The sequence below is a fragment of the Camelimonas lactis genome (assembly GCF_004342915.1).
GTDB classification, from domain to species: domain Bacteria; phylum Pseudomonadota; class Alphaproteobacteria; order Rhizobiales; family Beijerinckiaceae; genus Camelimonas; species Camelimonas lactis.
The window spans coordinates 266,505-292,739 of sequence record NZ_SLWL01000001.1; the positions used below are offsets into that span (position 1 = coordinate 266,505).

Annotated in this window: 19 protein-coding genes; 11 read left to right on the forward strand and 8 right to left on the reverse strand. The window is 68.1% G+C overall.

Annotated elements, in window-relative coordinates; all coding sequences use genetic code 11:
- Positions 1–13 precede the first annotated feature (13 nt).
- The 4 genes from EV666_RS01210 to bcsN all read left to right on the forward strand — a co-directional run bounded on the left by EV666_RS01210 (position 14) and on the right by bcsN (position 8,079).
- Positions 14–2,770 (forward strand): cellulose biosynthesis cyclic di-GMP-binding regulatory protein BcsB, encoded by a 2,757-nt coding sequence (locus EV666_RS01210; protein WP_165909857.1) that lies wholly within the window; start codon positions 14–16, stop codon positions 2,768–2,770.
- The gene (locus tag EV666_RS01215) at positions 2,767–4,014 is read left to right on the forward strand and encodes a family 8 glycosyl hydrolase (protein ID WP_245514135.1); all 1,248 of its coding nucleotides are present in this window, start codon (positions 2,767–2,769) and stop codon (positions 4,012–4,014) included. Before EV666_RS01210 ends, EV666_RS01215 begins: the two co-directional genes overlap by 4 nt.
- Positions 4,015–4,034: 20 nt before the next feature.
- A complete protein-coding gene (locus tag EV666_RS18140) occupies positions 4,035–6,236 on the forward strand; it encodes a tetratricopeptide repeat protein (protein ID WP_165909858.1) in 2,202 nt (733 codons plus the stop codon).
- 313 nt (positions 6,237–6,549) lie between these two features.
- Positions 6,550–8,079, forward strand: coding sequence for a cellulose biosynthesis protein BcsN (gene bcsN / locus EV666_RS01225; RefSeq protein ID WP_165909859.1), 1,530 nt, complete (start codon positions 6,550–6,552; stop codon positions 8,077–8,079).
- Between the two features lie 268 nt (positions 8,080–8,347).
- Here bcsN and EV666_RS01230 read toward each other — a convergent pair whose 3' ends face one another.
- The 5 genes from EV666_RS01230 to EV666_RS01250 form a co-directional block, all read right to left on the reverse strand.
- Positions 8,348–9,037 carry a GntR family transcriptional regulator gene (locus EV666_RS01230; RefSeq protein ID WP_132001803.1) on the reverse strand — a complete coding sequence of 230 codons (690 nt, stop codon included), beginning with the start codon at positions 9,035–9,037 and terminating at the stop codon, positions 8,348–8,350.
- A gap of 352 nt (positions 9,038–9,389) precedes the next feature.
- The gene (locus EV666_RS01235; protein WP_132001806.1) at positions 9,390–10,538 is read right to left on the reverse strand and encodes an acyl-CoA dehydrogenase family protein; all 1,149 of its coding nucleotides are present in this window, start codon (positions 10,536–10,538) and stop codon (positions 9,390–9,392) included.
- 269 nt (positions 10,539–10,807) lie between these two features.
- Positions 10,808–11,464 (reverse strand): TetR/AcrR family transcriptional regulator, encoded by a 657-nt coding sequence (locus EV666_RS01240; protein WP_132001809.1) that lies wholly within the window; start codon positions 11,462–11,464, stop codon positions 10,808–10,810.
- The gene (locus EV666_RS01245; protein ID WP_132001812.1) at positions 11,461–14,562 is read right to left on the reverse strand and encodes an efflux RND transporter permease subunit; all 3,102 of its coding nucleotides are present in this window, start codon (positions 14,560–14,562) and stop codon (positions 11,461–11,463) included. Before EV666_RS01245 ends, EV666_RS01240 begins: the two co-directional genes overlap by 4 nt.
- Positions 14,563–14,571: 9 nt before the next feature.
- Positions 14,572–15,630, reverse strand: coding sequence for an efflux RND transporter periplasmic adaptor subunit (locus EV666_RS01250; protein WP_132002727.1), 1,059 nt, complete (start codon positions 15,628–15,630; stop codon positions 14,572–14,574).
- Positions 15,631–15,995: 365 nt separating this feature from the next.
- On the opposite strand from EV666_RS01250, the gene EV666_RS01260 reads away from it, so the two are divergent.
- Positions 15,996–16,658, forward strand: a complete 663-nt coding sequence (locus EV666_RS01260; protein WP_376886078.1) for a L,D-transpeptidase — start codon at positions 15,996–15,998, stop codon at positions 16,656–16,658.
- A 70-nt stretch (positions 16,659–16,728) separates the two neighbouring features.
- Positions 16,729–17,406, forward strand: a complete 678-nt coding sequence (locus EV666_RS01265; RefSeq protein ID WP_132001821.1) for an OmpA family protein — start codon at positions 16,729–16,731, stop codon at positions 17,404–17,406.
- 83 nt (positions 17,407–17,489) lie between these two features.
- Here the strand turns inward: EV666_RS01265 and EV666_RS01270 are convergent, their stop codons facing one another.
- Genes EV666_RS01270 through EV666_RS01280 form a run of 3 tightly spaced genes read right to left on the reverse strand, consistent with a single transcriptional unit; the run spans position 17,490 to position 19,877 of the window.
- The gene (locus EV666_RS01270; protein WP_132001824.1) at positions 17,490–18,008 is read right to left on the reverse strand and encodes a PaaI family thioesterase; all 519 of its coding nucleotides are present in this window, start codon (positions 18,006–18,008) and stop codon (positions 17,490–17,492) included.
- A 17-nt stretch (positions 18,009–18,025) separates the two neighbouring features.
- Entirely contained in the window at positions 18,026–18,802 is a 777-nt protein-coding gene (locus EV666_RS01275; RefSeq protein ID WP_132001827.1) for a short-chain dehydrogenase/reductase, read from the reverse strand.
- Positions 18,803–18,860: 58 nt separating this feature from the next.
- Positions 18,861–19,877 carry an alpha/beta fold hydrolase gene (locus tag EV666_RS01280; RefSeq protein ID WP_207906305.1) on the reverse strand — a complete coding sequence of 339 codons (1,017 nt, stop codon included), beginning with the start codon at positions 19,875–19,877 and terminating at the stop codon, positions 18,861–18,863.
- A 315-nt stretch (positions 19,878–20,192) separates the two neighbouring features.
- Between EV666_RS01280 and EV666_RS01285 the strand changes: the two genes are divergently transcribed.
- The 5 genes from EV666_RS01285 (at position 20,193) to EV666_RS01305 (ending at position 26,098) form a co-directional block, all read left to right on the forward strand.
- Positions 20,193–21,431: an acyl-CoA dehydrogenase family protein gene (locus EV666_RS01285; protein ID WP_132001830.1), complete on the forward strand. Its 1,239-nt coding sequence runs from the start codon at positions 20,193–20,195 to the stop codon at positions 21,429–21,431.
- A gap of 10 nt (positions 21,432–21,441) precedes the next feature.
- Positions 21,442–22,515: a phosphotransferase gene (locus EV666_RS01290; protein WP_132002732.1), complete on the forward strand. Its 1,074-nt coding sequence runs from the start codon at positions 21,442–21,444 to the stop codon at positions 22,513–22,515.
- 219 nt (positions 22,516–22,734) lie between these two features.
- Positions 22,735–23,505, forward strand: a complete 771-nt coding sequence (locus tag EV666_RS01295) for an SDR family oxidoreductase (protein ID WP_132001833.1) — start codon at positions 22,735–22,737, stop codon at positions 23,503–23,505.
- Positions 23,506–23,593: 88 nt separating this feature from the next.
- Complete coding sequence (locus tag EV666_RS01300; protein WP_245514136.1) at positions 23,594–24,619, forward strand: NADPH:quinone oxidoreductase family protein; 1,026 nt, start codon at positions 23,594–23,596, stop codon at positions 24,617–24,619.
- Positions 24,620–24,916: 297 nt separating this feature from the next.
- A complete protein-coding gene (locus EV666_RS01305; RefSeq protein ID WP_132002738.1) occupies positions 24,917–26,098 on the forward strand; it encodes an acyl-CoA dehydrogenase family protein in 1,182 nt (393 codons plus the stop codon).
- Positions 26,099–26,235: the final 137 nt, after the last annotated feature.

The following is a 26,235-nucleotide window of genomic DNA, read 5'->3' on the forward strand; positions in this document are numbered from 1 at the left end:
GGAGGTGGCGACCGTGTCAGCGAAGCGCCCGGCTCCCTTCCGTATCTGGCGGTTCATGCGGCTGGCCGCGCCGATCCTCGCCCTCGCCGCCCTGGCGCCGCTGGCGACGGACCTGCGCGCCCAGGGATTGCTGGACGCCGCCGGCGCCCTGCAGTCGGGCGCCCGGAGCATTGCCCCCCAGGAGGCGGCCCCGCCGGTTGTTCCGCAGGAACGTCAGGCCGCGCCCGGCCAACCGTCGCAGTCCCCGCCGGAGCAGGCTGCGCCCTCCCAGCCTGGGGGGGCGGCCGCGCCAAGCCCCATGTTGCAGGGCAGGCGCATGGTGTTTGGCGCCCCGCCCGGCGGTTTGCCCCAGCGCATCCGGTCGTTCCTGCCGCGCGGCTCGGCGACGGATGACGGCCGCCCAACCCCCAATGTGCAGAGCGCGCCGGGCCAGGATGGCGAGGCGCTACGCGAGGCGGGCGTGGAATTGCGCCGCATGCCCGTCAATCTGCATGGCTACCGGTTGCGCGGCGAGATCGACGCCACCGAGTGGCCGGTCTATCTGACCGACAGCGACGCCCGCTCCCGCCTCAGGTTCCGCGTCAGCTACCTGACGGCGATTTCCGTGATGCCGGAAGCCTCCGTGCTGACATTGCTCGTCAACGACGTGGCGCTGGGCCAGACCAATCTGCAGGCGCCCAGCGGCACGCGTTACGTGGTGTTCGACATTCCGCCAGACCTGATGCGTCCGGGCTGGAACTCCATCCGCCTGACGGCGGACATGCGCCATCGCGTCGACTGCTCGCTGGGCGCCACCTATGAGCTGTGGACGCAGATCGACGCGGCCAATACCGGGCTGCTGGTGTCCGGCGCGCCAGCGCGGGTGCGCGACGCACAGGACATCGCGTCGCTGGCGCCGGACAGCTTCGGCGCCTTTCCGGTGCGCGCGGTAATCCCGGGGCGCACGACCATCGGCAGCATGGACCAGATCATGAAGGCGGTGCAGGGGGTGGCGTTGCGCGCGCGCTTCCTGCAACCGGTGGTCGACATGGGGCCGGCGGCCCAGGGCGACGCCGGCTTGAACCTTCTGGTCGGCGTCTATAAGGACATTGCCCGTCAACCTGGCGTCGAGGGGCTGGGCGCGGTCACCGGGCCGCGGGTGGCGCTGCTGCCGGCGGGCGCCGGCCGCCGGCCGATGCTGGTGGTGACCGGCCAGACCAGTCAGGACCTGGACGCGGCGCTGGAGAGTCTGGCGCGGCCCGAGGAGGCGCGCGGTTCGCCCTCGGGCCTGGCCGCGCTGGCGAACTACCGGGGCCTGCGCGTTTCGGGGGCCGGACGCATATCGCTGCGCCAGCTCAACATCCCCAGCGTCGAGTTCAATGGCCGGCTGTTCCGGGTCGGGTTCGATCTGGTGCTGCCGCCGGATTTCTACACGTCGGACTACGCCAAGGTGCGGTTGCGGCTCGATGGCGGTTATGTGGCCGGCCTGGGCCCCGAACCGCAGATTTCCATCAGCGTCAACGGCCGCGACGCCGCCACCACCGTGCTGTCGCGCCGCGATGGCGAAGTCTTCCGCAGCAACGAAATTCCGTTCCCGCTCGGGCGCCTGAAGCCCGGCTTCAACCGGGTGGAGATCCTGGCGCGCGTGCCGTCGCCCGCTGACAAGGCCTGTGATCCGGTCGCCGCCATTGGCGCGCCGAAGCGGTTCCTGCTGCTCGACACCAGCGAGCTGATCATCCCGACCCTGGCGCGCGTGGCGGACATGCCCAATCTGGCGCTGTATGCGTCGGCCGCGTTTCCGTTAACGCTGGGGGAGCGCACGCAACTCTTCCTGCCCTCGCCGGACAGGAGCGCCGTGGGCGCCGCTGCGACGCTCGCCGCGCAGATGGCGCTGGCGGCTGACAGGGTGGTCGATCTGGACGTGACGGTGACGCCGCCCGCCGACAGCACCCAGTCAACGCTCGTCGTCGCTCCGGCGGGCGCCCTTTCCGACGCCACGCTCGCGGCCGTCGGCGTCGATGCGGCCGCGCTGAAGTCGGCCTGGGCCAACCGGCAGAACCCTGCGCCCGCCGATCCGGCGGGGCTGTCGGCCTATGCGCAGCTGGCGCGTCAGCGCACGGCGCTGACCCGGAACCTGCCTGGCTATTGCATGATGCCGAAGGTCAGCGACACCGGCGTCGTCACGCCGCGTCAGGAAACGCCGGGGGCGGAGGCCGGCAAACCTGGCCTGGACACGACGGCGCTGCCCGAGCGCGATGTGCTGGCGCAATGGAATGAGAACATCTATGGCCGCACCAGCCTGCTGGCCCAGGTGCGGGGACTGTTCAACAATATCGTTTCCCTGGGGTCCGGCATGGCCAGCGGCGCGAAATCGCTGGTGCAGGACGCCAGCGGCAAGCGGCAGACCATCCAGGTGCCGGCGCCGACCTCCCTGATGATGGCCCAGAGCGTGCTCAGGGGCGGCCAGTCCGCCGCCCTGACCCTGGTGACAGCCCCCAACGGCGCGGATCTGTTCGACGCCACCGCCTGTTTGACGGATCCGCTGGTCTGGTCGCAGGTCAATGGCCAGAAAACCTTGCTCGACGCTGCCTCCGGAGAGGTGACGACCATTGCGCCGCGCGAAACGTATTTTATGCCGACGACCGTGTTTTCAGTTGTGAACGCGCGGCTGGTGGCGGCAAGCTGGCTGTCGCATAATCCGAGCGTCTACGTGGTGTCGTCCCTGCTCGTCGCCATATTTCTTGGCGGCACGACCACGTGGTTGTTGCGTAACATTGGACGGAAGCAGTGAAGAGCATCGGCCCGCGATCACGCCGCCTGAAAGACGGGCGTCTGTTTCAAGCCCTGCTGGCCGGCGCCGGCGCGATGGTCATGGCTTGTGGCGCGGCGCGGGCGCAGGCCCCGGCGCCGGATGCGCCAAACCGTCACCCACCGGGCCAGCAGGTTCAGGCGCAACCGGCTCCAGGGCAGGCCGGAAACGGCCAGGCGACGGGGGAGCTGCCGGAGTTGCGCCTGGATACCCGCGCCATTCCACTGGGCGGCGCGCTGAAGACGCCGGAGGTCTGGGCGGCTTTCAAGGCCCGTTTCGTCACCGATCAGGGGCGCGTGGTCGACACCGCCAACGGCATGATCAGCCACAGTGAAGGGCAGGGCTACGGCATGCTCGCCGCAGTCGCCGCCAATGACCGGGAAGGCTTTGAGCGCATCTGGGGCTGGACCCGCGCCAATCTCATGGTGCGCGACGACAAGCTGCTGGCCTGGCGCTGGGACCCCGACAAGCGCCCTGGCGTGGGCGACATGAACAACGCCACGGACGGCGATATTCTCGTGGCGTGGGCGCTCGCCGAGGCGGGGGAGCTGTGGAACAACGTCGCCTACCGGGTGGAAGCGCGCCGCATCGCGGTTGAGGTCGGGCGCAAGACGGTGCTGTTCAAGACCCGCTGGGGCGCCCTGCTGCTGCCGTCCATCTTCGGTTTCGGGGCTGAGCAACGCCCCGATGGTCCGGTGGTGAACGTGTCCTACTGGGTGTTTCCGGCTTTCCCGCGCCTGTATCTGGTCGCGCCGGAGATCGACTGGGCGGGCCTGAGCCGCTCGGGCATGGAGCTGCTGGCCAAGGGACGGTTTGGCCCGGCGCAGTTGCCGACGGAGTGGATGTCGGCCAGGGGCGCGACCCTCAGGCCGGCAGAGGGGTTTCCGCAGAACTTTGGCTATAACGCCATCCGCATTCCGCTCTACATGGCCTGGGCCGGTCTTGGCGACCGGGCTGACTACGCGCCGTTTGTGAAGCTGTGGTCGCCAGGGGGCAAGGGCACGGGCGTCGTGGACGCCAGGAGCGGCCGGTCGCAGGGCATGAACGAAAGCGGCTACGCCTCGATCGCGGCGTTGACGCTTTGCGCTGTCAATGGCGCGCCGGCGCCGGAGGATTTCCTGCGTCCGCGCGCCAACGAGAACTACTATCCCGCCATTTTGCATCTCATGTCGGTGATCGCCATGCAGATGCGTTATCCGAATTGTCTGCGGGGGGCCGGACGATGAGGGGCGACAGGCGCCTGGGATTGTCATCGAAAACGGGGAGGGCAGGCGAACGGTGGGGCCGCCGCGCCTTTCTGCTGGCCGCGTCAGGGGGCGTCCTGCTGGCGGGCCTGGCCAGTCCGCCCGTTCACGCCGAACCCGCGTCGTTGCAGCCGGTCGGCCAGCCTGCTGGCCAGCCCGCCAGCGCGACGTCGGCGGATGGGGCGCGCGGCGCCCAGGGGGCGCTGATCCAGATGGACGCCGCTGCGTCGCCGCAGCCGGTTGCCCAGGGCGTGGCCGGGCAGGGCGGCGGGCAGTTGCTCACCGAGCGGACGGCCGACGGCCGGCCGGTGGCGCGCCCAGGCGTCCAGCCCGACCTGTCGGCCCTGCGATATTACATTCTCAGCCGTCAGAAAGAGCGGGCGGACGCGGAACTGCGTCGCATCCAGAGGCTTTATCCTGGCTGGACGCCGCCGCCGGAGATCTATGACGCGGCGGAGAACACGTCTGGCGACGAGGAGCCTTTCTGGGCGCTGTTCGCGGCGGACCGCCTGGACGAGCTGAAGGCCGCGATCGAGGCCCGCCGCAAGAGCGAACCTGGCTGGCAGCCTTCGCGGGACCTGCGCAACAAGATCGCGCGCAAGATCCTGCGCACGGAGATCGAGAAGGCCTCGCGCGAAGGGCGCGAGAAGCTGGTGCTGTCGGCGCTGCGTGATTCCGGGCTCAACGAGCGCGACCTGGAGCTGGATCTGCTGTGGCTGGTGGCGGCGGCGGAGGCGCGCTCGGGCCAGCCGGAGAAGGCGCTGGACGCCTACAAGCTGATCCTGTCGACCAATAACAATCCGCAGGAGCGCATCGCCACCGTGCAGAAGGCGATGGCGGTCCTGCCGATGAACGACGTGGACCAGCTCGTCGCCATGGCGCGGACCGTTAACGGCGCCAGCGAGCTGGAGCCGATCGCCATCGACATTATCCGCGCCCGCATCAGCGCCTTTCTCAAGGAGGAGCGGACGCAGCCGGTGGACCCGGACGAACTGCGCCGTTTCGAGGAATACGCCAACAGCGTCGATGACGGCGCGCAAGCGGCGCTGGTAGCGTGGTACTTCTATAACCAGAAGGATTACCGGCAGGCCTTCGACTGGTTCAAGACCAGCATCAGCAAGGGCGGCGACGCCATGGTCGCCCATGGTCTGGCGCTGACGCTGGTCAACCTGACCATGTACAGGGAGGCCGAGGAGGTCGCCTACGCCTGGCGCAACGCGCTGATCAACAACATGATCCTCTATGTCGATATTCTGGAGCGGGATCTGACCAAGGCGATCCCGCCCTATATCGAGCCGGAGCGGCTGGCGCGTTACGGCCAGGTGGCGATGCAGCTTACCTCCGGGGAAGCGGCGCAAGGTCTGGCCTGGTACGCTTACAACTCCTGCCAGTACGATGTCGCGCTGCAATGGTTTTCGCGGGCGATGGCCTGGTATCCCAAGGAGGCGACGGCCTACGGCTACGCCCTGGCGCTGGACCGCATGAAAGACCGCCAGACCCTCGCCGATGTGATCAACCGCTATGACGGGCTGTTCTACAAGGTGGTCGAGCTGGTGTTCCCCGACGGGACCATCAAGCCGCCGACGCCGTGCGACCTGCAGGAGCGCCAGCAGGCCGAGCAGCGGCGGGGCAAGAACCGCCGCAAGGCCGCCGTGGAAGACGTTGCCGCCGCGCCCCAGGCGCAGGGCGGCGCCACCTACCTTGGCCAGAACTATCCCCAGCAGATCGCCCGGATGCAGGGCGGCGGCGCGGTGGAAAACCAGGGGCTGGCGGGCTCCGGCCTGCGCGGCTCGGTGCCGCGTGTTCCGGCGCCGGAAGCGGCGCTGGGCGGCGTTGATCTGCGTGGGCAGCCCTTGCAGGGCGCTCCGGCGCAGCCGAAGCTGACGGCGAAGGAGTTTCCGATCAGCGTCAATCCGGCCAATCCGCTGCGTTATGCGGGGATTGGTCCCGGCGCCGTTGTCGGCGCGCCTTACAGCGCCGCCGCCGGTTATCTGGCGGAGCCGGTAAAGGGGCCGTGGCCGCTCGTGGCGCGGCGGGTGCCGGGCGTCGGGCCAATGCCCTACGAGCGTTACGGGTTTTCGCTGCTGCCGGCGTGGAATGGCCTGACGACGGCGACCGAGCCGACCTACGCCACCCAGCCGGCGCCGGCGGGCACCCTGTGGGCCGAGCAGCGGCACGCGGACCAGTACATTGGCGGTCGCTAGCGGATTGCCGGTGAAACGGGCTTCCCCCGTGAGGAAAATGCGTCAGCACAGGGGTTGAGTCTTCTATAGTGAGCCGTTTCGCCGCGATTGCGGGCGGGCGGCCGACAGGGCGCCTGGCGCGCCGTCCGCGGCAAAGCGGGGCCAGGCGCGCGGCTTTGTGACGCTGGGGCGCTTTCATTAAGAAAAATGCGTCACATCGGGAGCGGGGCGCGCCGGTTCAGCCTGACGGCGTCCTGCTCCAGCGTATTCCGGACGAAGCCGGTGGGTTTTGCGGAAGGCGCCAGGCGCGTCGCCCTGACCTGGATGCCCCTGGATGACCGGGATGACCTGGATGACCTGGAGCTGGCTTCCCGGGATTGCGGGGAGTGACGCTGAAGCTGGCGGGCGATTGCGCCCCGGCGATTTTGTCGGGCGGTTATTGATGGAGTTGCTGGTGGGTATGCCGTTCATGGGCAAGGCGCGGCGCGGGTCCTGGGTGACCGTGACGCTGGCCAGCCGCCGGGTCGCGGCGGCCGCCGTGGCGCTGGGGCTGGCCAGCGCCGGCGCCCAGGCCATGCCCGCCGCCGCGGCGCTGGCTTCCCTGCCGCCTTCGGCCGGGCGCGTCATGGCGGTGGAGGAAAGCGACGCCGGGGCCGGCCTGCGCCAGCGCATCGTCCTGACGGGCGGGCATTTGGGCGCCAATGCGCTTGAGGTCGTGCTTGGCCGCGCGGCTGTCGCGCCCTCCGCCGCGCAACTGGCATCGGAACTGGAGCGCCAGTTTCCAGGGGTGACCATGACGCCGCTGCCAGGAAGGATGCTGAAGAGCCGCTACGGCGCCATGCACGTCTCCATTGGCGCGCCGCCAGGCGGCGGGCGCTGCCTGTTCGCCTGGCAACGGATCAGCGATTTTCCCGGGGCGGCCGGGCCGGGACGGGATGCGGCTCCGGCTCTTGTCCGCATCCGTCTGTGCAGCGCCCACGCCACCCTGGACCAGTTGGCGGAGATGAGCGAGCAGTTGATGCTGACAGCGCCGCCGGCGCCCGCCGCGGACGTGGCGGGGCTGAAGCTGTCGCCGATCGGGCCAGACGTCGCGGATGCGGATGAGACGCCGCGCGTGCAACTTGCCCAAGCTTCCAGCCGCAGGCGCGACAGGGGCGGGCCGATTCTGGATTCATCGCGCGGCAATCCCGGCGGGTTGATCGGCCTGTTACGTGGATACAGCCGGACGGACCCCATTGGCAGCACGCGCCGCTCCGGTCGCGCCCGCGCCGCGCCGGAGCGGGAAAGCCGTTTCGGTTATCGGCCGCTATTCGGCAATGACGATCTGGAGCCGCAATCTGGCCTTGTGGGCCGGTGGAGCGGCAGCGAGCGCCGACGGGTGCAGACGCCGCGCGCGCAGCGTTACGCGCCGCCGGCGCCCCGCCAGGCCGCGCCGCGCCAGGCCGCGCCGCGTCGGGCGCCCAGACCGGCGGTCGCACCGTCGCCCCAACGGCGCGCCGCTCCGGCGCCGGGGCGCGCGCAACCCCAGAACCGCCCGATCGAACAGCGCGCCCCGGCGCCCAATCCCGCGCCCGTTCCACCGCAGGGATACCAGACGCCCGGGGGCGCCCGTTATCTGGGGCCGGCGCCAGGCGCCGCGCCAGTTCAGCCGGTCCAGCCGGGGGCGTCGCCGTCCGGCGCGGGCGGGGGACCCCAGATTCCGCAGGTTCCAAGGCCCGCGCCGGATGGCGCCGCGCCTTCGGCGCCGCTGCCACGTCCCGCGGTCAATCCGGGCTCCCAGCCAGGGCCCATGGGCGGTCAACCTGTAACGCGGGGGCTTGATCCCTCGCTGCCAGGACGCGCCTATCGTGGCCCGGGGGGCTGAGCGCCTGGCGGGCGATGCTGGCGGGTCGATGGGGCGGTTCCTGTCGCCCCCGCGACGTCGACGCGCGCGCGCTTCAGTGGGCGCCGGCGGCGAGGCCCTGCCGGCCCGCACGGCCCTTTATGTAGAACATTCCTGGCGACCACCGGTCGCGGATCGTCCAGACAGGCTCCGGGATCCGGCGAAGATGCGGGTGATCGCCGCCAGGAGGGGCTAGGGAAGGCCGGCGAACGCAACGCTGGGGCGGAGCCAGACATTCGCTCCGCGGGTGCTAGCCGGCGTTGACCCTGTGTTCGTCAAGATAGGCGACAATCCGCTCCACGCTGGCGCGGATGTCGAGCGCCAGCGCCTTGCGGGCGGCCTCGGAGTCGCGTTTGCGCAGGGCGTCGATAATCATCAGGTGGGCGTGGCGCTGGCGCGGCGCGCGCGGCGGGTAGTCGAGAAAGGCGTTCATGGTCGGCCCGCACTGCAGCCAGAGATTCTCCACCATGTGATGCAGCACGGGCATGGCGGCGAGGTTGCAAAGCGCGTCGTGAAACCGCTCGTTCACCGCCATCAGGTCTTCCATCTTGCCCTGGTCATGGGCGACGCACAGGGCTTCGTGAATTTCTTCCAGCGCGGCGATTTCGCTGCCGGTCGCCAGTTGCGCGGCCCGGGCCGCCGCTTCGCCTTCCAGCAGAATGCGCACATCGCTGATATGGCGGTAGCGATCGGCGTCCATGATGGGCACGCGCACGGACCGGCGGTCGATCTGAAACAGGGCGTGCTCCGACACCAGGCGGCCCAGCGCCTCGCGAATGGGCGTGGCGCTGATCCCCAGTTCCTCGCTGACCTCTTTCAGTTTGATTTTCTGGCCTGGCTTGTACCGCCCCGCCATCAGCTGCCGGCGAAAGTGCCGGTAGGCCTGCAAGGCAAGACTTTCGGTGCGGACGCCTTCCCGATGGTTGGTTTCTGTTTCCATTCCCGCGCTTATTTTTTGGTTTTATATATATTTTATATGAGACGCAGATTTTGCGCCCGGGTTCAAGAGCGTCGCCGCTGTTTTCCCGTCGATTGAACGGGAATACCGTGAATATCAGTGGGACGAAGCGTTGCGGGACGGCGCGCGCAGGAAAAACAGAACGCCCGGATAATGACATCCGGGCGTCCGTCAGTGAAAGCCGCCGCCGTGCAAGAACCTGATGGCGGGATCTGAGGTTTTCCGGCGCCGCGTCGGGCGCCGGATCGTCACGTTGCTTCCGCAACACGGAACCATGTCCCGGTCCTGAAACATTGCCCGGCGGCCGGCGTCGCCGGGACAGGCGCTGGGCGGCTCAGAGCGAGCGCGATATCACCAGCTTCATGATTTCATTCGTGCCGCCATAGATGCGCTGGATGCGGGCGTCGATGTAGCGGCGGCTGATTTCGTATTCCTGCATGTAGCCGTAGCCGCCGTGCAATTGCAGGCATTCGTCGGCGGTCTGGCTCTGCTTGTCGGTGACCCAATGCTTGGCCATCGAGGCGGTGACGGTGTCGAGGTCGCCGGCAATCAGACGTTCGATGCAATGGTCGATGAACACCCGGCCGATGGTGGCCTCGGTCTTGCGCTCGGCCAGCTTGAACGCCGTGTTCTGGAAATCGAGCAGCGACTTGCCGAACGCCTTGCGCTCCTTGACGTATTCGGTGGTGATCGCGACGGAGCGCTCGATGGCGGCGATCGCCTGGATCGACAGGCCGAGACGCTCCTGCGGCAGCTGCTGCATCAGCTGGACGAAGCCCTGGCCTTCCCCGTCGCCAAGCAGGTTGGCGACCGGCACGCGCAGTTCATCGAAGAACAGTTCGGAGGTGTCGGACGCGTTCAGGCCGATCTTGTCGAGGTTGCGGCCGCGGCGGAAGCCCTCGGCGCCTTCAGTCTCGATAACCACCAGCGAAATGCCCTTCGAGCCCTTCGCCGGGTCGGTCTTGACCACGCAGACGATGATGTCGGCGAGCTGGCCATTGGTGATGAAGGTCTTGGCGCCATTGATGACGTAATGGTCGCCGTCCCGGCGGGCGGTGGTGCGCACGCCCTGCAGGTCGGAGCCGGCGCCTGGCTCGGTCATGGCGATGGCGCCGACCCATTCGCCCTTCGCCATTTTCGGCAGCCACTTCAGCTTCTGCTCGTGCGTGCCGTAGGCGTTGATGTAATGGGCGGTGATGACGGAATGCACGCTGACGCCGGTGGCCATTTCCGGCAACCAGGTCTCCAGTTCCTGCATCACGGCGGCGTCCCAGGCGAAGCTGAGGCCCATGCCGCCGTACTCTTCCGGCACCGAGCAGAGCAGGGCGCCCATGTCGCCAAGGCCGCGCCAGGCGGAGCGATCGACCATCTTCTCCTCGCGCCAGCGCATGGCGTGCGGCGCAAGCTCGGTTTGCAGATAGCGGCGGAACTGCTCGCTGAAGCTGGCGATGTCGTCGGTCATCCAGCTGGAACGGTAGGCCATGGGACTCTCCAATCAGTGATTTGCGCCGTCAATGCGTGATCCGGGCCGGTATCGCAAGAGGCGGCGGGGACGCATCCGGCGCGTGGCGGTTCTGGGCGACAGGTCCCGGTCCAGTGGCGTCACGAGGAGCATTTACGAGGTTCGGCATGGGCGGCGAGGCGCGCCAGGTGGTTTCAAAAGCACTGCCTGCCGCTGCGACGTCCGGTCGGGCTCCCCGGCGCGCCGCGGGCCGGGCGGGCATGCTGGACTGGCGCCGCCCTGGATGACGACTATCGCCGCTCCTGCCGGATCGCGGCGTCTCGCGTCGCGGGCGCCCGCAACGCGCCAATCAGAAAATCGGCCATCTGCTCCAGCTCCGGGCCATGGGCGAATGGTTCGTCGGCCAGCAGCGGATGGCAGAAGCGCAGCCAGCCGACCATCAGGCAGGCGCTGGCGGTGGTGGGGTCGGCGGCGGTAAAAACGCCCTCCGCGACGCCGTCGCGGATGATCTGCTCGCTCATCAGCCGCACCCGCTCCACGTGGTCATCAATGGCGGCCCAGCGCTCATTGATCGCCACCGCCACCATGTCGCGGATGCGGGAATCGCCAACGAAGTGCTGCATGCACAGCCGGTGGTTGGCTTCCAGGAAGGCGCGCAGGCGCTGTTCCGCCGCGCCGCCCGAACGGGCCGCCGCCGCGAGGTCCCGCTCCACCACGTCGAGCAGGTTGATGGCGACGGCCTCGAAGATGGCGCGCTTGGATTCGTAGAAGCGGTAGACATTGGCCGGGCTCATGCCGAGCGCCCGGGCGATGTCCGCTACGGTGGTCTTCTGGTAGCCGTACTCGCGAAACAGCCGTTCGGCGGTTTCCAGCACGCGCAGCCGGGCGGCGGCGTGGCTGTCGGCGATGGGCTCGACCGGGGCCGGCTGGCGATCATTCCGCGTCATGGATGGGGGCCCTCCGTCATGGCTCCGTTATTGGCGCCGGCAGGCTTTGTGTCCAGGGATTTGCGGAAGCTCAGGGCATAGAGCGCCGGCAGGAACAGCAAAGTCAGGAAGGTGGCGACGAACAGGCCGCCCATGATCGTCGTCGCCATCGGCCCCCAGAAGGCGGAGCGCGACAGCGGAATCATGGCGAGGATGGCGGCCAGCGCCGTCAGCACCACCGGGCGGGCGCGGCGCACCGTGGCCTCGATGATGCCCTGGCGACGCGTGGCGCCGTGGGCGACGTCGGTTTCGATCTGGTCCACCAGGATCACCGTGTTGCGCATGATCATGCCGGCGAGGGCGATGAGGCCGAGCAGCGCCACGAAGCCGAACGGCTGCCGGAACAGCAACAGCCCCAGCGTGGCGCCGATGATCCCAAGCGGCGCGGTCATGAAGGTGAGCGCCAGGCGCGAGAAGCTCTGCAACTGGATCATCAGCAGGGTAAGCATGATGATGACCATCAGCGGGATCAGGCCTACCAGCGAGGCGTTGCCCTTCTGCGATTCCTCGATGGCGCCGCCCATCTCGATGCGGTAGGCCGGCGGCATGGCGTCGCTGATCGCCTTCAGCTTCGGCCAGATCTGCATGGTCACGTCCGGCGCCTGGACGCCATCGACGATGTCGGCGCGCACCGTCATCACCATGTCGCGGTTACGCCGCCACATGATGGGCTCCTCGTGCAGGTATTCCAGCCGGGCGACCTGGGCGAGCGGCACGGAGGCGCCGCCCCGGGTCATCACCGACAGGTCGGCGATCTTGCCGAGGTCGAGACGCTCCGAGGGCAGGGTGCGGGCCACCACGTCGACCTTCTCGACGCCATCGCGCACGGTGGTGACGGTGACGCCGGAGAGCAGCGTCTGCAGCGACTGCGACAGGTCCTGCGGCGTCAGGCCAAGGGCGCGGGCGCGCTCCTGGTCCACCACCAGCCGCACCGAGGGGCTCTGCTCGTTCCAGTCCAGATGCGGATCGATGATATTGCGGTTGGCGCGCATCACGTCGCGCACCTGGTTGGCGTAGTCGCGCACCTTGCCGGTATCCGGGCCGATGACCCGGAACTGCACCGGAAAGCCGACAGGGGGGCCGAAGTTGAAGCGGTCGACGCGCACCCGGGCCTGTGTGAGGGCGCCGTCGGCGATCGCCTTGTCGAGCCGGGCCTTGACGCGCTCTCGTTCCTCGACCCCCCTGGTCAGAATGACGATCTCCGCGAAGGCCTCGTTCGGCAGCTGCGGGTTGAGGCCGAGCCAGAAGCGTGGGCTGCCCTGGCCGATGTAGGTGGTGTAGGTGGCGATGTCCCGGTCGTTGTGCAGCAGCTTTTCCGCCTGCTGCGCCGTCGTCGTGGTGGCGCCCATGCCGGCGCCTTCCGGCATGCGCATCTGCAGGAACAGCTCCGGACGCTCCGACAGCGGGAAGAACTGCTGCTCCACCTTCGTAAAGCCGACAAGGGCGAGCACGAACACGCCGGCGGTGGCGGCGACGACAGTCAACCTGTGGTCGACGCACCAGGTGATGACGGCGCGCAGGCCCCGGTACAGCCGCGTCTGGTAGATGGCGTTAGGGTCGTGATGGCCCTTGCTCATGTCCGGCAGCAGCTTGACGCCTAGATAGGGCGTGAAGATCACCGCCACGAACCAGGAGGCGACAAGGGCGATCGCCACCACCCAGAAAATGCCGCCGGCGTATTCGCCCGTGGCCGAATTGTTGAAGCCGATCGGCAGGAAGCCGGCGGCGGTGACCAGCGTGCCGGTGAGCATGGGGAAGGCGGTGGAGGTCCAGGCGAAGGCGGCCGCCTCCATCCGGTTCACGCCCTGCTCCATCTTCACCACCATCATTTCGATGGCGATGATGGCGTCGTCGACCAGCAGGCCGAGCGCGATGATCAGCGCGCCAAGCGTGATGCGGTGCAGGTCCAGCCCCATGGCGGCCATGACGATGAAGACGATGGCCAGCACCAGCGGCACCGACAGGGCGACGACAATGCCGGTGCGCCAGCCGAGCGACACGAAGCTGACCAGCAGCACGATGCCCAGCGCTTCGATGAACGAACGGACGAACTCGCCGACGGCGTGGTCGACCACCAGCGGCTGGTCGGCCACCTGGGTCAGCGACACGCCCTGGGGGGCGGCGGCCATGAACACGTCCCTGGCGGCGCTCACGTTCTTGCCGAAGTCGAGGATATTGCCGCCGCGCGCCATCACCACGCCGATGCCGATGGCGGGCTTGTCCTCCTGGCGGATGATATAATCCGGCGGGTCCTTGAAGCCGCGCGTCACGGTGGCGATGTCGCCGAGGCGGAAGACGCGGCCGTTGGCTTCCACCGGCGTCTCCTCAACCGCCCGGGCGCCGTCCAGCGCGCCGGTGACGCGCAGCGGCACGCGCTGGGCGTTGGTTTCGACCACGCCGGCGGGAACCACGGCGTTCTGGCGGGCGAGGCTGTCGAACAGCGACTGCACCGGAATGCCGAGGCTGGCGAGGCGGGCGTGCGAGAACTCGACGAAGATTTTCTCGTCCTGGGTTCCGTACAGATTGACCTTGGTGACGTCGGGCACGCGCAGCAGGGCCTGGCGCAGACCTTCCGCCACCTTCTTCATCTGGGCGTAACTGGCGCCGTCGCCGGTCATCATGTAGAGGATCGAGTCGACGTCGCCGTATTCGTCGTTGAAGTTCGGGCCGATCAGTCCTGAGGGCAGCGACGGCTTCAGGTCGCTCATTTTCTTCCGCAACTGGTAGAACAGCTGCGGCACTTCCTTCGGCGGCGTGGTGTCGCGGAACGCCACCTGCATGGCCGTGAACGACGGCTTCACATAGGTGATGACCTTGTCGAAGTACGGCAGTTCCTGCAGCTTCTTCTCGATCGGATCGGCCACCTGCTCCTGCATCTCGCGGGCGGTGGCGCCGGGCCAGATCGCGGTGACGATCACCACCTTGATGGTGAAGGAGGGGTCCTCGGCGCGGCCAAGCCGCAGATAGGAAATGAGGCCGCCGGCGCTGACGGCGATAATCAGGAACAGGATCAGGGCCGGATGGCGGACGGCCCAGGCGGAGAGATTGAAGCCCTTCATCGCGGCGCCTCAGAAGCTCAGGCTATCGATGACGCGGACTTTTTGCGCCGGATCGATGCTGTGGACGCCCATGGCGACGACCCGGTCGCCCTCATGGACGCCGCCGGTGATGACGACGTCGTGGCTGTCATAGGATTTGACCGTCACCGGCGTCAGGGCCACCGCGCCATCCGGTTTCACCACGTAGACCGAGGGGCCGGCGTTCTGGTTGAACAGCGCGGCGAGGGGCAGGCGGGCGACGCGATCCGACTTCGCCGCCTTTACTGACAGGGTTCCGGTCATGCCGATCTGCACGTCATCGTCGGCGTCGGGCAGGGAGAACCTGGCCTGATAGGTGCGGGTGACCGTGTCGGCCGAGGGCGACAGTTCGCGCAGGCGGGCCCGGAAGGTCTTGTCGGGACGCGCCCACAGGGTCAGCGTCGCCTCGCCCTTGCGGATGCGCTCCAGCATGGTTTCGGGGGCGGCGACGATCGCCTCCTTTTCACCGCTGCGGGCAATGCGGATGGCCGGCTGGCCGGCGGCGACCACCTGGCCTGGCTCGACCAGGGTGGCCGTCACCACGCCGTCGGCGTCGGCCTTCAGACGGGTGTAGGAGATGCTGTTACGCGTCAGTTCGACAGCGCGCTGGGCGCGGGCGATGCGGCCGCGCGCCTCTTCCGCCGCCGCCCGGCTGTTGTCGACGGCGACCTGGGTTGACCAGCCCTGCTGGCGCAGGTCGGCGGCGCGCTTTTCGGCGGCGGTGGCCTGGGCGAGGGCGCCGCTGGCGGCGCGCAGTTCGGCCTCCGCCTGTTCGGCCTGGAGCTTCAGGTCGACGTCGTCGAGCACGGCGAGGGTGTCACCGGAGCGCACGCGCTGCCCCACCTCCACGGCGCGGCGGGCGACCTTGCCGCCGACGCGAAAACCGTGGTCGCTCTCGATGCGCGGCCGGATGGAGGCAACGAGGGTGCGGGCCGGATCTTCTTCGCCGTAATGCACTGTCGCCACCAGCACCGGCCGCGCGGCGTCGCTCCTTGCGGGCGTCTTGTCGTTACAGGCGGCGAGGGCGGCGAGGCAGATGGCCGCCGCCATTGCGCCGGCGCCGCGCCGCCGTCGATCGCCGGAAGCGTTCTGGCGCGGTGGGAGACAGGCGCCAACGGAAAGGCGGATCGAGCGCGCAAATCTGGACAGGCGGGTCATGCGGGGTCTCATCAAACGGCCGCGACGCGGAGATTGTGAGACGGGTGTACCTGACGACTGACGAATGTCAACTTTCGTCAGACATTTATCTGACATGGGCGCGCCGTGGCCGTAACCACGGCGGGGGCAGGCGCGCGCAAGACGCCGGCAAGCGGCGCGTTAACCTGTTTCCGCGCCCTTTAGCGCAAAATTTACCATTCGCGACTGACAGTGCCGCCGAAGCTGACAATGCAGCTTGAAGAATTTTGGGGGCGGACGTGGGGGAGATCAGCCGCAGGGGCGTCGTCGGGGGAATTGCGGCCGCGGTTCTGGCCGGGGCCGCTGGCCCCGTCCTTGCGGCTCCACGGGACCGGGAGCGCTATTTCGCCGGCATGGCCAGCGATCACGGCCAGAACTACCGGCGCACCAATTTCAACGTGATTGATCCGCGCTGGCGCCGCCAGCTCGTCCAGTACTATTCGGATGAGCCGCAGGGCACGGTGGTGGTCGATACGCGCCACCATTTTCTCTATGTGATCTTCGAGAACCGGACGGCGCTGCGCTATGGCGTCGGCGTGGGCAAGGAAGGTTTCCAGTGGTTCGGCCGCGCCCAGGTTGACCGCAAGGCGATCTGGCCGCCGTGGTCACCGCCCGCCGACATGCTGAAGCGCCGGCCCAACCTGCCGCGCTACATGGCCGGCGGCCCGGACAATCCGCTGGGCCCCCGCGCCCTCTACCTGTATCGCGACGGCCAGGACACGGGCTACCGCCTGCACGGCACGACCGAGCCATGGTCGATCGGCGCCGACGCCTCCAGCGGCTGCATCCGCATGTTCCCTGAGGACGTCATCGACCTGTACCAGCGCTGCCCCCAGGGCACGCGCGTGCTGGTGCTCCGGCACATTGCCGCCAGGGCCGCCGCCGGCAACGATTCCAGATGAACCCCCGGGTGAAACCCGCCGGGGCGGCCTGTGCGGCCCTGACCCGGCTCGTGACGCGCAGGCCCCTTCCATGACCATGATCAGACCCGCCGCGACTTTCACGTTCACCGGCGTCGCCCTGGCGCTGATGTTGGGCGGCTGCGCCGCCGAGCGCTTCAGTTTCGCCCGGCTGACCGGGAAGCCGCCGGCCGCGCCGGCGGCGCAGGCGGAGGCGCCGGCTCCGGCTCCGGCTCCGGCGATGGCGCAGCCGGTCGCCGCCGCGCCGGCACAACTGGCGCCAGCACAACCGGCCGTGGCGCCCGCCGCCTGGGCGCCGGCGACGGCTCCCTCAGGCAGGGTCACGGACGCGCCGGCAGGGGCTGGCGTCAATGTTCAGCCAGGCAGCAACGAGGATTTCATCGTCAATGTGGGCCGGCGCGTGTTCTTCACCGAGGGCTCGGCGCAACTCACCAAAATCGCCCGCGACACCCTGGACGGCCAGGCGGCGTGGCTGAAGCGCTTTCCGAAATGGAGCGCCAAAATTCAGGGCTTCGCCGACGACCCCGGCACGGACGCCAGCAACAGGACGCTGGGCCAGCAACGGGCCGAGGTGGTGATGGTTTATCTGGTGTCAAAGGGGGTGGCGGCCAGCCGGCTCAGGGCCAAATCCTATGGCCGCGAGCAACAGCGGATCGTCCGCGCCTGCCCGGACGCCTCCTGCACCGCCCAGAACCGCCGCGTCATCACCAATCTGGAGGCGCCGCGCTGACCGGAAAATGGAGGTCGCGCCCGCCGGGGCGCGTCTCGCCTGTCCTGTCCCGGGTTCCCCGCGGCGCGTTATTGCCAGCGGCGTCAGTCGACGCCCTGGTCGGGGTCGCGCGGCGCGGGGATGGCGGCTTTCGGCTTCAGCTTCTTGATGACGCCGGAATAGTTGAGAATGATGCGCGCGCCCACCTTCAGCACGCCGCGCACGAACAGCACCGACCCGCCGGCCTTCAGCACGTCGCCGGTCGCCTCGACGACGTCGCCCTCATAGGCGGCGCCGATGAACTCGCTGTTCAGAGACACGGTGACCGAGGGGCCGCCGCGCAAATGGTCAAGGGCGAACATGAAGATGGCGTGGTCGGCGAAGGTCACCAGGCAGCCGCCGTGCGCCACGTCGATGCCATTGAGGTGGCGCTTCTCGACGAGGAAGGCGCAGCGCACCGAGCCGTCGGCGTCCCGCCGGTGGTAAAACGGCCCGGAGCGGGTGTCGAAGGTGTCGCGGTCGGGGCGCCGCCAGCCGGCCCATTCGCCGGTTTCAATCAGCACGGAGCGGGCGTTGCTCCCGGGAGCCCCGGTGGCGTCGCTTTTGGGCGCGTCGGTGGTCAAGAGGATGTCCTTTGCGGTCAGGAGGCGTTGGCGAGGCCGCCGTCGATGGTGAGAATCGTTCCGGTTGTATAGGCCGAGCAGTCGCTGGCGAGAAAGGCTGCGGCGGCGGCGATTTCCTCCGGCGCGCCTGGCCGGCCGAACGGCATGTCCGCCGTCAGTTCGCGCCAGCGCTCCGCGTCGCCGAACTGGCGCTGCGCATGGGCGCGCAGCCGGGTTTCCATGCGATCCGTGGCGATGGGGCCGGGGTTGATCCCGACAACGCGGACGCCGTCGCGCGGGCTGGCGCCGCCAAGGGCGCGGGTGAACGCCATCAGCGAGGCGTTGCCGGCGGCGCCGGTGATGTAATGGGCGTCCAGCCGTTCGCCGCCCATGCCAATGATATTGATGATGACGCCGGCCCGCCGCGCCGCCATGCGGGTGTAAAAGGCGCGGGTCACGCCGATGAAGCCGAACACCTTCAGGTCCCAGGCCTCGCGCCAGCGCTGCTGGTCGACTTCCTGCAAGGTTCCCTGGGGAATGGCGCCGGCGTTGTTGACGAGGATGTCCGCGTCGCCGTGGGCGTCAGCCAGCAGCGCCGCGCTGGCGTCATGGGCGACGTCGGCGGCGAGAATGGCGATGTCCGCGCCGGGCGCCTCCGCGCGGATGGCCGATCTGGCGGCCTCCAGCCGGCCTTCATCGCGCGAGATCAGCGCCAGGCGGCAACCTTCCGCCGCGAGGCGTCTGGCGATGGCGAAACCGATGCCCTTCGAGGCGCCGGTGACCAGCGCCTTGCGTCCTGTCAGATGCAGATCCACGACATTTCTCCTGTGACCGGGATGACGCTGGCGCCCTCAAGGCCCGCGGCGCGCCCGCTCAGCGCGGCCAGCCGCCCAGCAGGCCGCGCAGGGCCGAGACGAAAGCCAGGGGCTGGTCGACCATGATGTGATGGTGCGCCTCCGGGATCATCACGCATGGTGAGCCTGGCGGCGCCACCTCAAGCGCGTAGTCAATGACCTTCTCGGTCAGGAAAATGGACTTCTCGCCGAAGATCATGGCCACCGGGCACTGCGCCGTGGACATGTCGATGTGGGGGGCGCCGTCGTGGTAGCCCTTCCACATGAACGGATCGAATTTCCAGGTGAAGCCCGCCGGGGTATTCGCCGTGGCCGCGACCTGCTTCAGGGAGCCCCGGGCAATGAAGTCGGCGATATAAAGGTTGTCGCAAGGCTGGACGGGCTGGAAGCGGAAGCGGTTCATGGCTTCCTGCCAGGTCGGGTAGATGCGGTTGGGCTGCGGGGTTTTCAGCGGGCCGCGCCGCGAACGGCGCTCGCGCCGGCGTTCCGGCGACATCACGGGGGAATCGACGGTGATCGCCGCGGCGATCTCCCGGCCGTGGCGGGAGGCGCAGGCGGTTAGCGGCAGGCCGCCGAACGAATGGCCGACGAACACCGGCTTGCCCGCGTCGAACAGCCCGGCGGCGTGGGCCACCGCCATGATTTCCTCGACGAAGATATCGAGATCGTACTGTGCGCGGTGGTCCGAATTGCCCATGCCGGTCCACGACATGGCGGCCACCCGGTAGTCCGCCGCGAAGAATGGCGCGATGAAGCTCCACCAGTCGGCGTGGGCGCCGTTGCCGTGCAGAAACAGCAGCCCGGGCTTGCCGCGCGCGCCCCACGTCAGCATCTCGACGCGGGCGCCGCGCACCTCGACGAAATCACGCGCGGGCGCCTGACCGATGGCGTCGTCAAACCACGCGGGCGCCGGCGGCGGCGCGCCGTGGAAAGGGGCGAGCAGGGAGGGCGGCGCGGCGGCTTCAGTAACCCCGGCGGCGTCGGCGGTGGATTGGGCTGGCTGCTCCAGGATCGTTCTCCCCGAATATCTGATCAAATATTTTATTCCGGATTTTCAGAGGCGGGGGGCTGAGTCAAGCTGCACGGCGCGCCGGCGCATGATCGCGCGGCCGGGATCGGCCGCGGAAGGGCTGGCCTGGCGGGCAGGCCCGGCGGCAGCCATGCCGCCAGCGCCACGGTCGGGTTGACGCCCCCAGCGCGCGGGGCTGGCGTTCGCGCCGGATTCCGTGCAACGTGATTCCTGAATAAAAAATATCGGTTCTCAGGGCTGGATCCTGCTGGTAATTCTGGCCAGGCAGAAACAGGGACCAGGTCGCACGAAGGCCGGGCAGATCAAGGGAGAGGAAACGAGATGGATTTCACCATCACCGAGCGTGAGTCGTACTGGCGTGACCGCGTCCGCAAGTTCATTCAGGACAATGTGGTTCCGGCCGAAGCCGAATATGTCAGGGAAATGGACCTCGTCGGCAAGGATCGCTGGCGCGTCTCCCAGGTGCTGGAGGGCCTGAAGGCCAAGGCGAAGGCCGAAGGCCTGTGGAACCTGTTCCTCGCGCCCAACCCGGAGCATGACGAAGGCGAATATCGCGGCGCCGGGCTCACCAATCTCGAATACGCCATGTGCGCCGAGGAAATGGGCCGCTACGGCATCGCCTCGGAAGCCTTCAACTGCTCGGCGCCCGACACGGGCAACATGGAAGTGCTGCATCGCTACGGCACGAAGGCGCAGAAGGACAAGTGGCTGAAGCCGCTGATGAACGGCGAGATCCGCTCGGCCTTCCTGATGACCGAGCCGGAGGTCGCTTCCTCCGACGCCACCAATATCGAGACGGAAATCGTCCGCGACGGCGATCATTACGTCATCAACGGCCGCAAGTGGTGGTCGTCGGGCGTGGGTGATCCGCGCTGCAAGATCGCCATCGTCATGGGCAAGACCGACAAGTCCGCCCCGCGCCACCAGCAGCAGTCGCAGATCCTCGTGCCCATGGACACGCCCGGCATCGAGGTGGTCCGCATGCTGCCGGTGTTCGGCTATGACGACGCCCCGCACGGCCACGCCGAGGTCATCCTGCGCAATGTGCGCGTGCCGGCGGAAAATCTGATTCTCGGCGAGGGACGCGGCTTCGAGATCGCCCAGGGCCGCCTTGGTCCCGGCCGCATCCATCACTGCATGCGCACCATCGGCGTCGCCGAGGTCGGCCTCGAAAAGATGGTCAAGCGTCTGCAATCGCGCGTGGCGTTCGGCAAGAAGGTGTCCGAGCAGTCGATCTGGGAGCAGCGCGTCGCCGAGGCCCGCACCGATATCGAAATGACCCGTCTGCTTTGCCTGAAGGCGGCGGACATGATGGACAAGGTCGGCAACAAGGCCGCCGCGCTCGAGATCGCCATGATCAAGGTCGCCGGTCCGCGCATCGCCCTCAAGATTCTCGACGACGCCATCCAGGCCCACGGCGGCGGCGGCGTCACCACCGATTTCGGCCTGGCCTTCAAGTGGGCGCACATCCGCACCCTGCGCCTGGCCGACGGTCCGGACGAGGTGCACAACCGCGCCATCGCCCGCATCGAATTCGCACGTCATTCCAACGCAGGATAACACTGAAGTGCTGGATCAGAAGGAAGTCGCGGAGGAGGTTTTCTCCGGAACAAAGCCGGTTGAGGAGCGCCATCGTTTCGACGAGGCGCGTCTCGCCGCCTGGCTCGCCGACCACGTGGAGGGCTATCAGGGCCCGCTCACCGTCGAGCAGTTCAAGGGCGGGCAGTCGAACCCGACGTATTGCCTGATCACCCCGTCGCGCAAATACGTTCTGCGGCGCAAGCCGCCGGGCAAGCTGCTGCCCTCCGCCCACGCGGTGGACCGCGAATTCCGGGTGATCTCGGCGCTGAACACGGTCGATTTCCCGGTCGCCCGCGCCTACGCCCTCTGCACGGACGACAGCGTCATCGGCACGATGTTCTACGTCATGTCGATGGAAGAGGGCCGGGTGTTCTGGAACGGCACGCTGCCAAGCGTGCCGAAGGAACAGCGCGCGGTGATGTACCGCGACGAGATTGAAACCCTGGCGAAGCTGCACAACCTCGATCCGGTGGCCATTGGCCTGGCGGATTTCGGCAAGCCGGGCAATTACTTCTCGCGACAGATCGACCGCTGGACCAAGCAGTATCGCGCCTCGGAGACATCGCGCTTTGAGTCGATGGAAAAGCTGATCGAGTGGCTGCCCCGCACCGTGCCGGAGCAGACCCACACGTCGGTGGTGCATGGCGACTACCGCCTCGACAACATGATCTTCCACCCTACCGAACCGCGCGTGCGCGCGATCCTCGACTGGGAGCTGTCCACCCTGGGCGATCCGCTGGCTGACTTCACCTATGTCATCATGGGCTGGGTGATGCAGCACGACGGGCGCGCCTCGCTGGGCGGCGTCGACTTCAGGGAGCTGGGAATCCCCGACGTCGACGAAGTCATCGAGATCTATTGCAAGGCCACCGGCCGCGCCGGCATTCCGGACGTGAACTGGTATTTCGCCTACAACCTGTTCCGGCTGTCGGCGATTTCCCAGGGCATCGCCGGCCGCGTGCGCGACGGCACCGCCAACAGCCCGCGCGCCGCCGAGGCCGGCAAGCGCGCCGAGCCGCTGGCTGACATGGCGTGGTCCTACGCGGTCAAGGCCGGAGCCTGACGCCAGGGGGACGGCGGCTGTCTGTCGCCGTTCCTCTCCCGCCTTTTGCCGGCGAAGCGGCCGCCGCGTCGCCGCAAAGCGCGCCAATCAGAAAGACCCGATAAAACCCGGGCTTCGGTCCCCGGTTTTGCTCCGGTCCACAGACAATCCGGGCAGACGCACGGCAGCCGCGTCCCGCGCCGCTCCGGCGCGTCATGTCCAGGGAGACAGGAAGCGTCCATGACCACATTGTTTGATCTGACCGGCAAGGTCGCGCTCATTACCGGTTCGTCCCGCGGCATCGGCCGCGCCATCGCCGAGCGCATGGCCGAGCATGGCGCCAGGGTTGTCATTTCGTCCCGCAAGCCCGGGCCCTGCGAAGAGGTGGCGAAGGTCATCAACGACCGGCACGGCGAGGAGCGGGCGATCGCGGTTCCCGCCAACATCTCCGAGAAGGAAGACCTGCAGCGCCTGGTTGACGCCACCAACGCCAAATGGGGTCGCATCGACATCGTGGTGTGCAACGCCGCCTCCAACCCGTTCTACGGGCCGATGGAGAAGCTGCCGGACGACGCTTTCCGCAAGATTCTCGACAACAACATCGTCTCCAATCACTGGCTGATCCAGATGACGGCGCCGCAGATGCGCGCGCGCAAGGACGGTTGCATCATCATCGTCTCGTCGATCGGCGGCGTGCGCGCCTCGACGGTGATTGGCGCCTATTGCATCTCCAAGGCGGCCGACATGCAGCTGGCCCGCAATCTGGCGGCGGAATATGGCCCCGACAATATCCGCGTGAACTGCATCGCGCCGGGACTGATCAAGACCGACTTCGCCAAGGCGCTGTGGGAAGACCCGGACAATCTGGCGCGCACCACCTCGACGGCGCCGCTGCGCCGCATTGGCATTCCGGACGAGATCGCCGGCGCGGCGGTGTTCCTCGCCGGACCGGCCGGCAATTTCATGACCGGACAGTCCCTGATCATCGACGGCGGCGTCACCGTGGTCTGATCGGCGACCCGGCGTTTAACCCCTCAACGTGGCCCGGGCGGCCGCGACTGTTGCAAAGGGCGGCGACCGTGCATGGGCGCGGAGCCGCATGACAGCAAGGACGGAGCAGCACAGAATGAAGGCGATCCTCACCAAGGCCGTTGGCGGGCCGGAAACCCTGGTTCTTGAGGAGGTTCCGGATCCGGTTCCCGGTCCGAAGCAGGTGCTGCTCGCAGTCAAGGCCTGCGGCGTGAACTTCCCCGATACGCTGATGATCGAGGACAGGTACCAGTTCAAGCCGCAGCGTCCCTACTCGCCGGGCGGCGAAGTGGCCGGCGTGGTCGAGGCGGTCGGCGCCGAGGTCAAGGGCGTCAAGGTCGGCGACCGCATCATCGGTTCGACCGGGCACGGCGGCATGGCCGAAAAGGTGCTGGTGGATGGCTTCCGCTGCATCCCCATGGTCGACGAGATGCCGTTCGATGAAGCCTCGGCGTTCATCCTGACCTATGGCACCTCCCATTACGCGCTGAAGGATCGCGGCCAGCTCAAGGCGGGTGAAACGCTGCTGGTGCTGGGCGCGGCCGGCGGCGTCGGCCTCGCGGCGGTTGAGCTGGGCAAGGCGATGGGCGCGCGGGTGATCGGCGCCGTCTCCAGCCAGGACAAGGCGGATCTGGTCAAGGCGCACGGCGCCGACGACGTGGTGATCTATCCGCGGGGGCCGTTCGACAAGGACGGCAAGAAGAAGCTGGCGGAACTGTTCAAGAACGCCTGCGGCGAACACGGCGCCGACGTGATCTACGACGGCGTTGGCGGCGACTACGCCGAGGCCTCGCTGCGCGCCATCGCCTGGGAGGGCCGCTTCCTCGTCGTGGGCTTCCCGGCCGGCATTCCGTTGCTGCCGCTGAACCTGACCCTGCTCAAGTCCTGCCAGGTGATCGGCGTGTTCTGGGGCGCCTGGGTGGCCCGTAACAACAAGGGCTTCGCCGAAAGCGTCGCGGAACTGATGGACTTCTACAAGCGCGGCCTGGTCAAGCCGCACGTGTCGGAGCGGTTCCCGCTGGCGAAGGCCGGCGACGCCATCGCCCACCTTGCCGCCCGCAAGGCGATGGGCAAGGTCGTGGTGACCATGGACTGAGCGCGCGGGCGCCGCGGGAACTGCCCCGCGGCGCCTCCGGCAATCCGATGGGCGCCGCCAATGCCGCTCTGGACGCGGCGGCGCGCTGGCGGGCGTTTCCGGGGGCGGGCGCTGGCCCGGCTTCCGGGAAAGCCGCCAGTTCAGGACCATATGGCAAAATCCGCTCCGGTGTGAACGGGATTTGCCCCAACAGGCCGGAGCAGGGCTTCCGGCGCGCGGGCCTGGGTGGATGATGGAAGCTGGCGTGGCCAGCGACGCTGATCATCCCGCAGGGCCCGTTTTCATGACGAGGGCATGATGGCTGATCTTGAGACATTCCGCGCGGAAACCCGCGCATGGCTGGAGGCGAACTGCCCGGCCGAGATGCGCACGCCGACCGAGGACGAGGAAGACACCGTCTGGGGCGGGCGCAATCCGACATTCCGCAATGACGCGCAGCGCGTCTGGCTGGAGCGCATGGGCGCGAAGGGCTGGACCGCGCCGGAATGGCCGGCCGCGTACGGCGGTGGCGGCCTCACGCGCGAGGAAGCCAAAATCCTGGCCGCGGAGATGCGCGATCTCGGCTGTCGCTCGCCGCTGTCCTCGTTCGGCATCTGGATGCTCGGTCCGGCGTTGCTGAAGTACGGCTCGGAAGAACAGAAGAAGAAGTATCTGCCGCCGATCGTGCGTGGTGAAATCCGCTGGTGCCAAGGGTATTCCGAGCCCGGCGCCGGCTCCGATCTCGCCTCGTTGCAGACCCGCGCCGAGGACAGGGGCGACCATTTCCTCGTCAACGGCTCGAAGATCTGGACCAGCTACGCCAACAAGGCCGACTGGATTTTCTGCCTGGTGCGCACCGACCCCACGGCGCCCAAGCATGAAGGCATCTCCTTCCTGCTGTTCGACATGGCGTCGCCCGGCGTCAGCACCCAGCCGATCCTGCTGATTTCCGGCAGCTCCCCGTTCTGCCAGACCTTCTTCGACGACGTGAAGGTTCCGAAGGACCAGCTCGTCGGCATCCCGAACAAGGGCTGGGAGATCGCCAAATATCTGCTCACCCACGAGCGCAACTCCATCAGCTCGATGGGCGGTCGGGCGCATCGTCCTGTGCACGAGGTGGCGGCCCAGCATGTGGGCCTCGATGATCGGGGCGAGCTCGACGACAACCTGCTGCGCGCCCAGATCGCCCGCCTGGAGGTTGACGAAATCGCGTTTGAGCTGGCGATGGAGCGCGCCGGCGACATGGCGAAGCGCGGCGAAATCCACGGCGCCTATTCCTCGCTGCTCAAATATTATGGCTCGGAGCTGAACAAGCGCCGGCACGAAATCCTGATGTCGTCAGGCGGCTCCGATGCGCTGGAATGGGAGAGCGACCGTTCGGAGCATGGCGCCGCGCCGCGCGCCTGGCTGCGGACCAAGGCGAACTCGATCGAGGGCGGCACCTCCGAGGTGCAGCTCAACATTCTCGCCAAGCGCATCCTTGAGTTGCCGGGGGCGTAACGCGCCCCGCCAACCCTGCTGAACGGCGCGGCGGCGCACCGGCCGGGACGCCGCCGGGGCAGGCCCATCCATCTGGACCCGGGTTTTGCCCTGTCCAATTGATTTCACGCGTTTTCTCCATGCGGGCCCTCAGAACG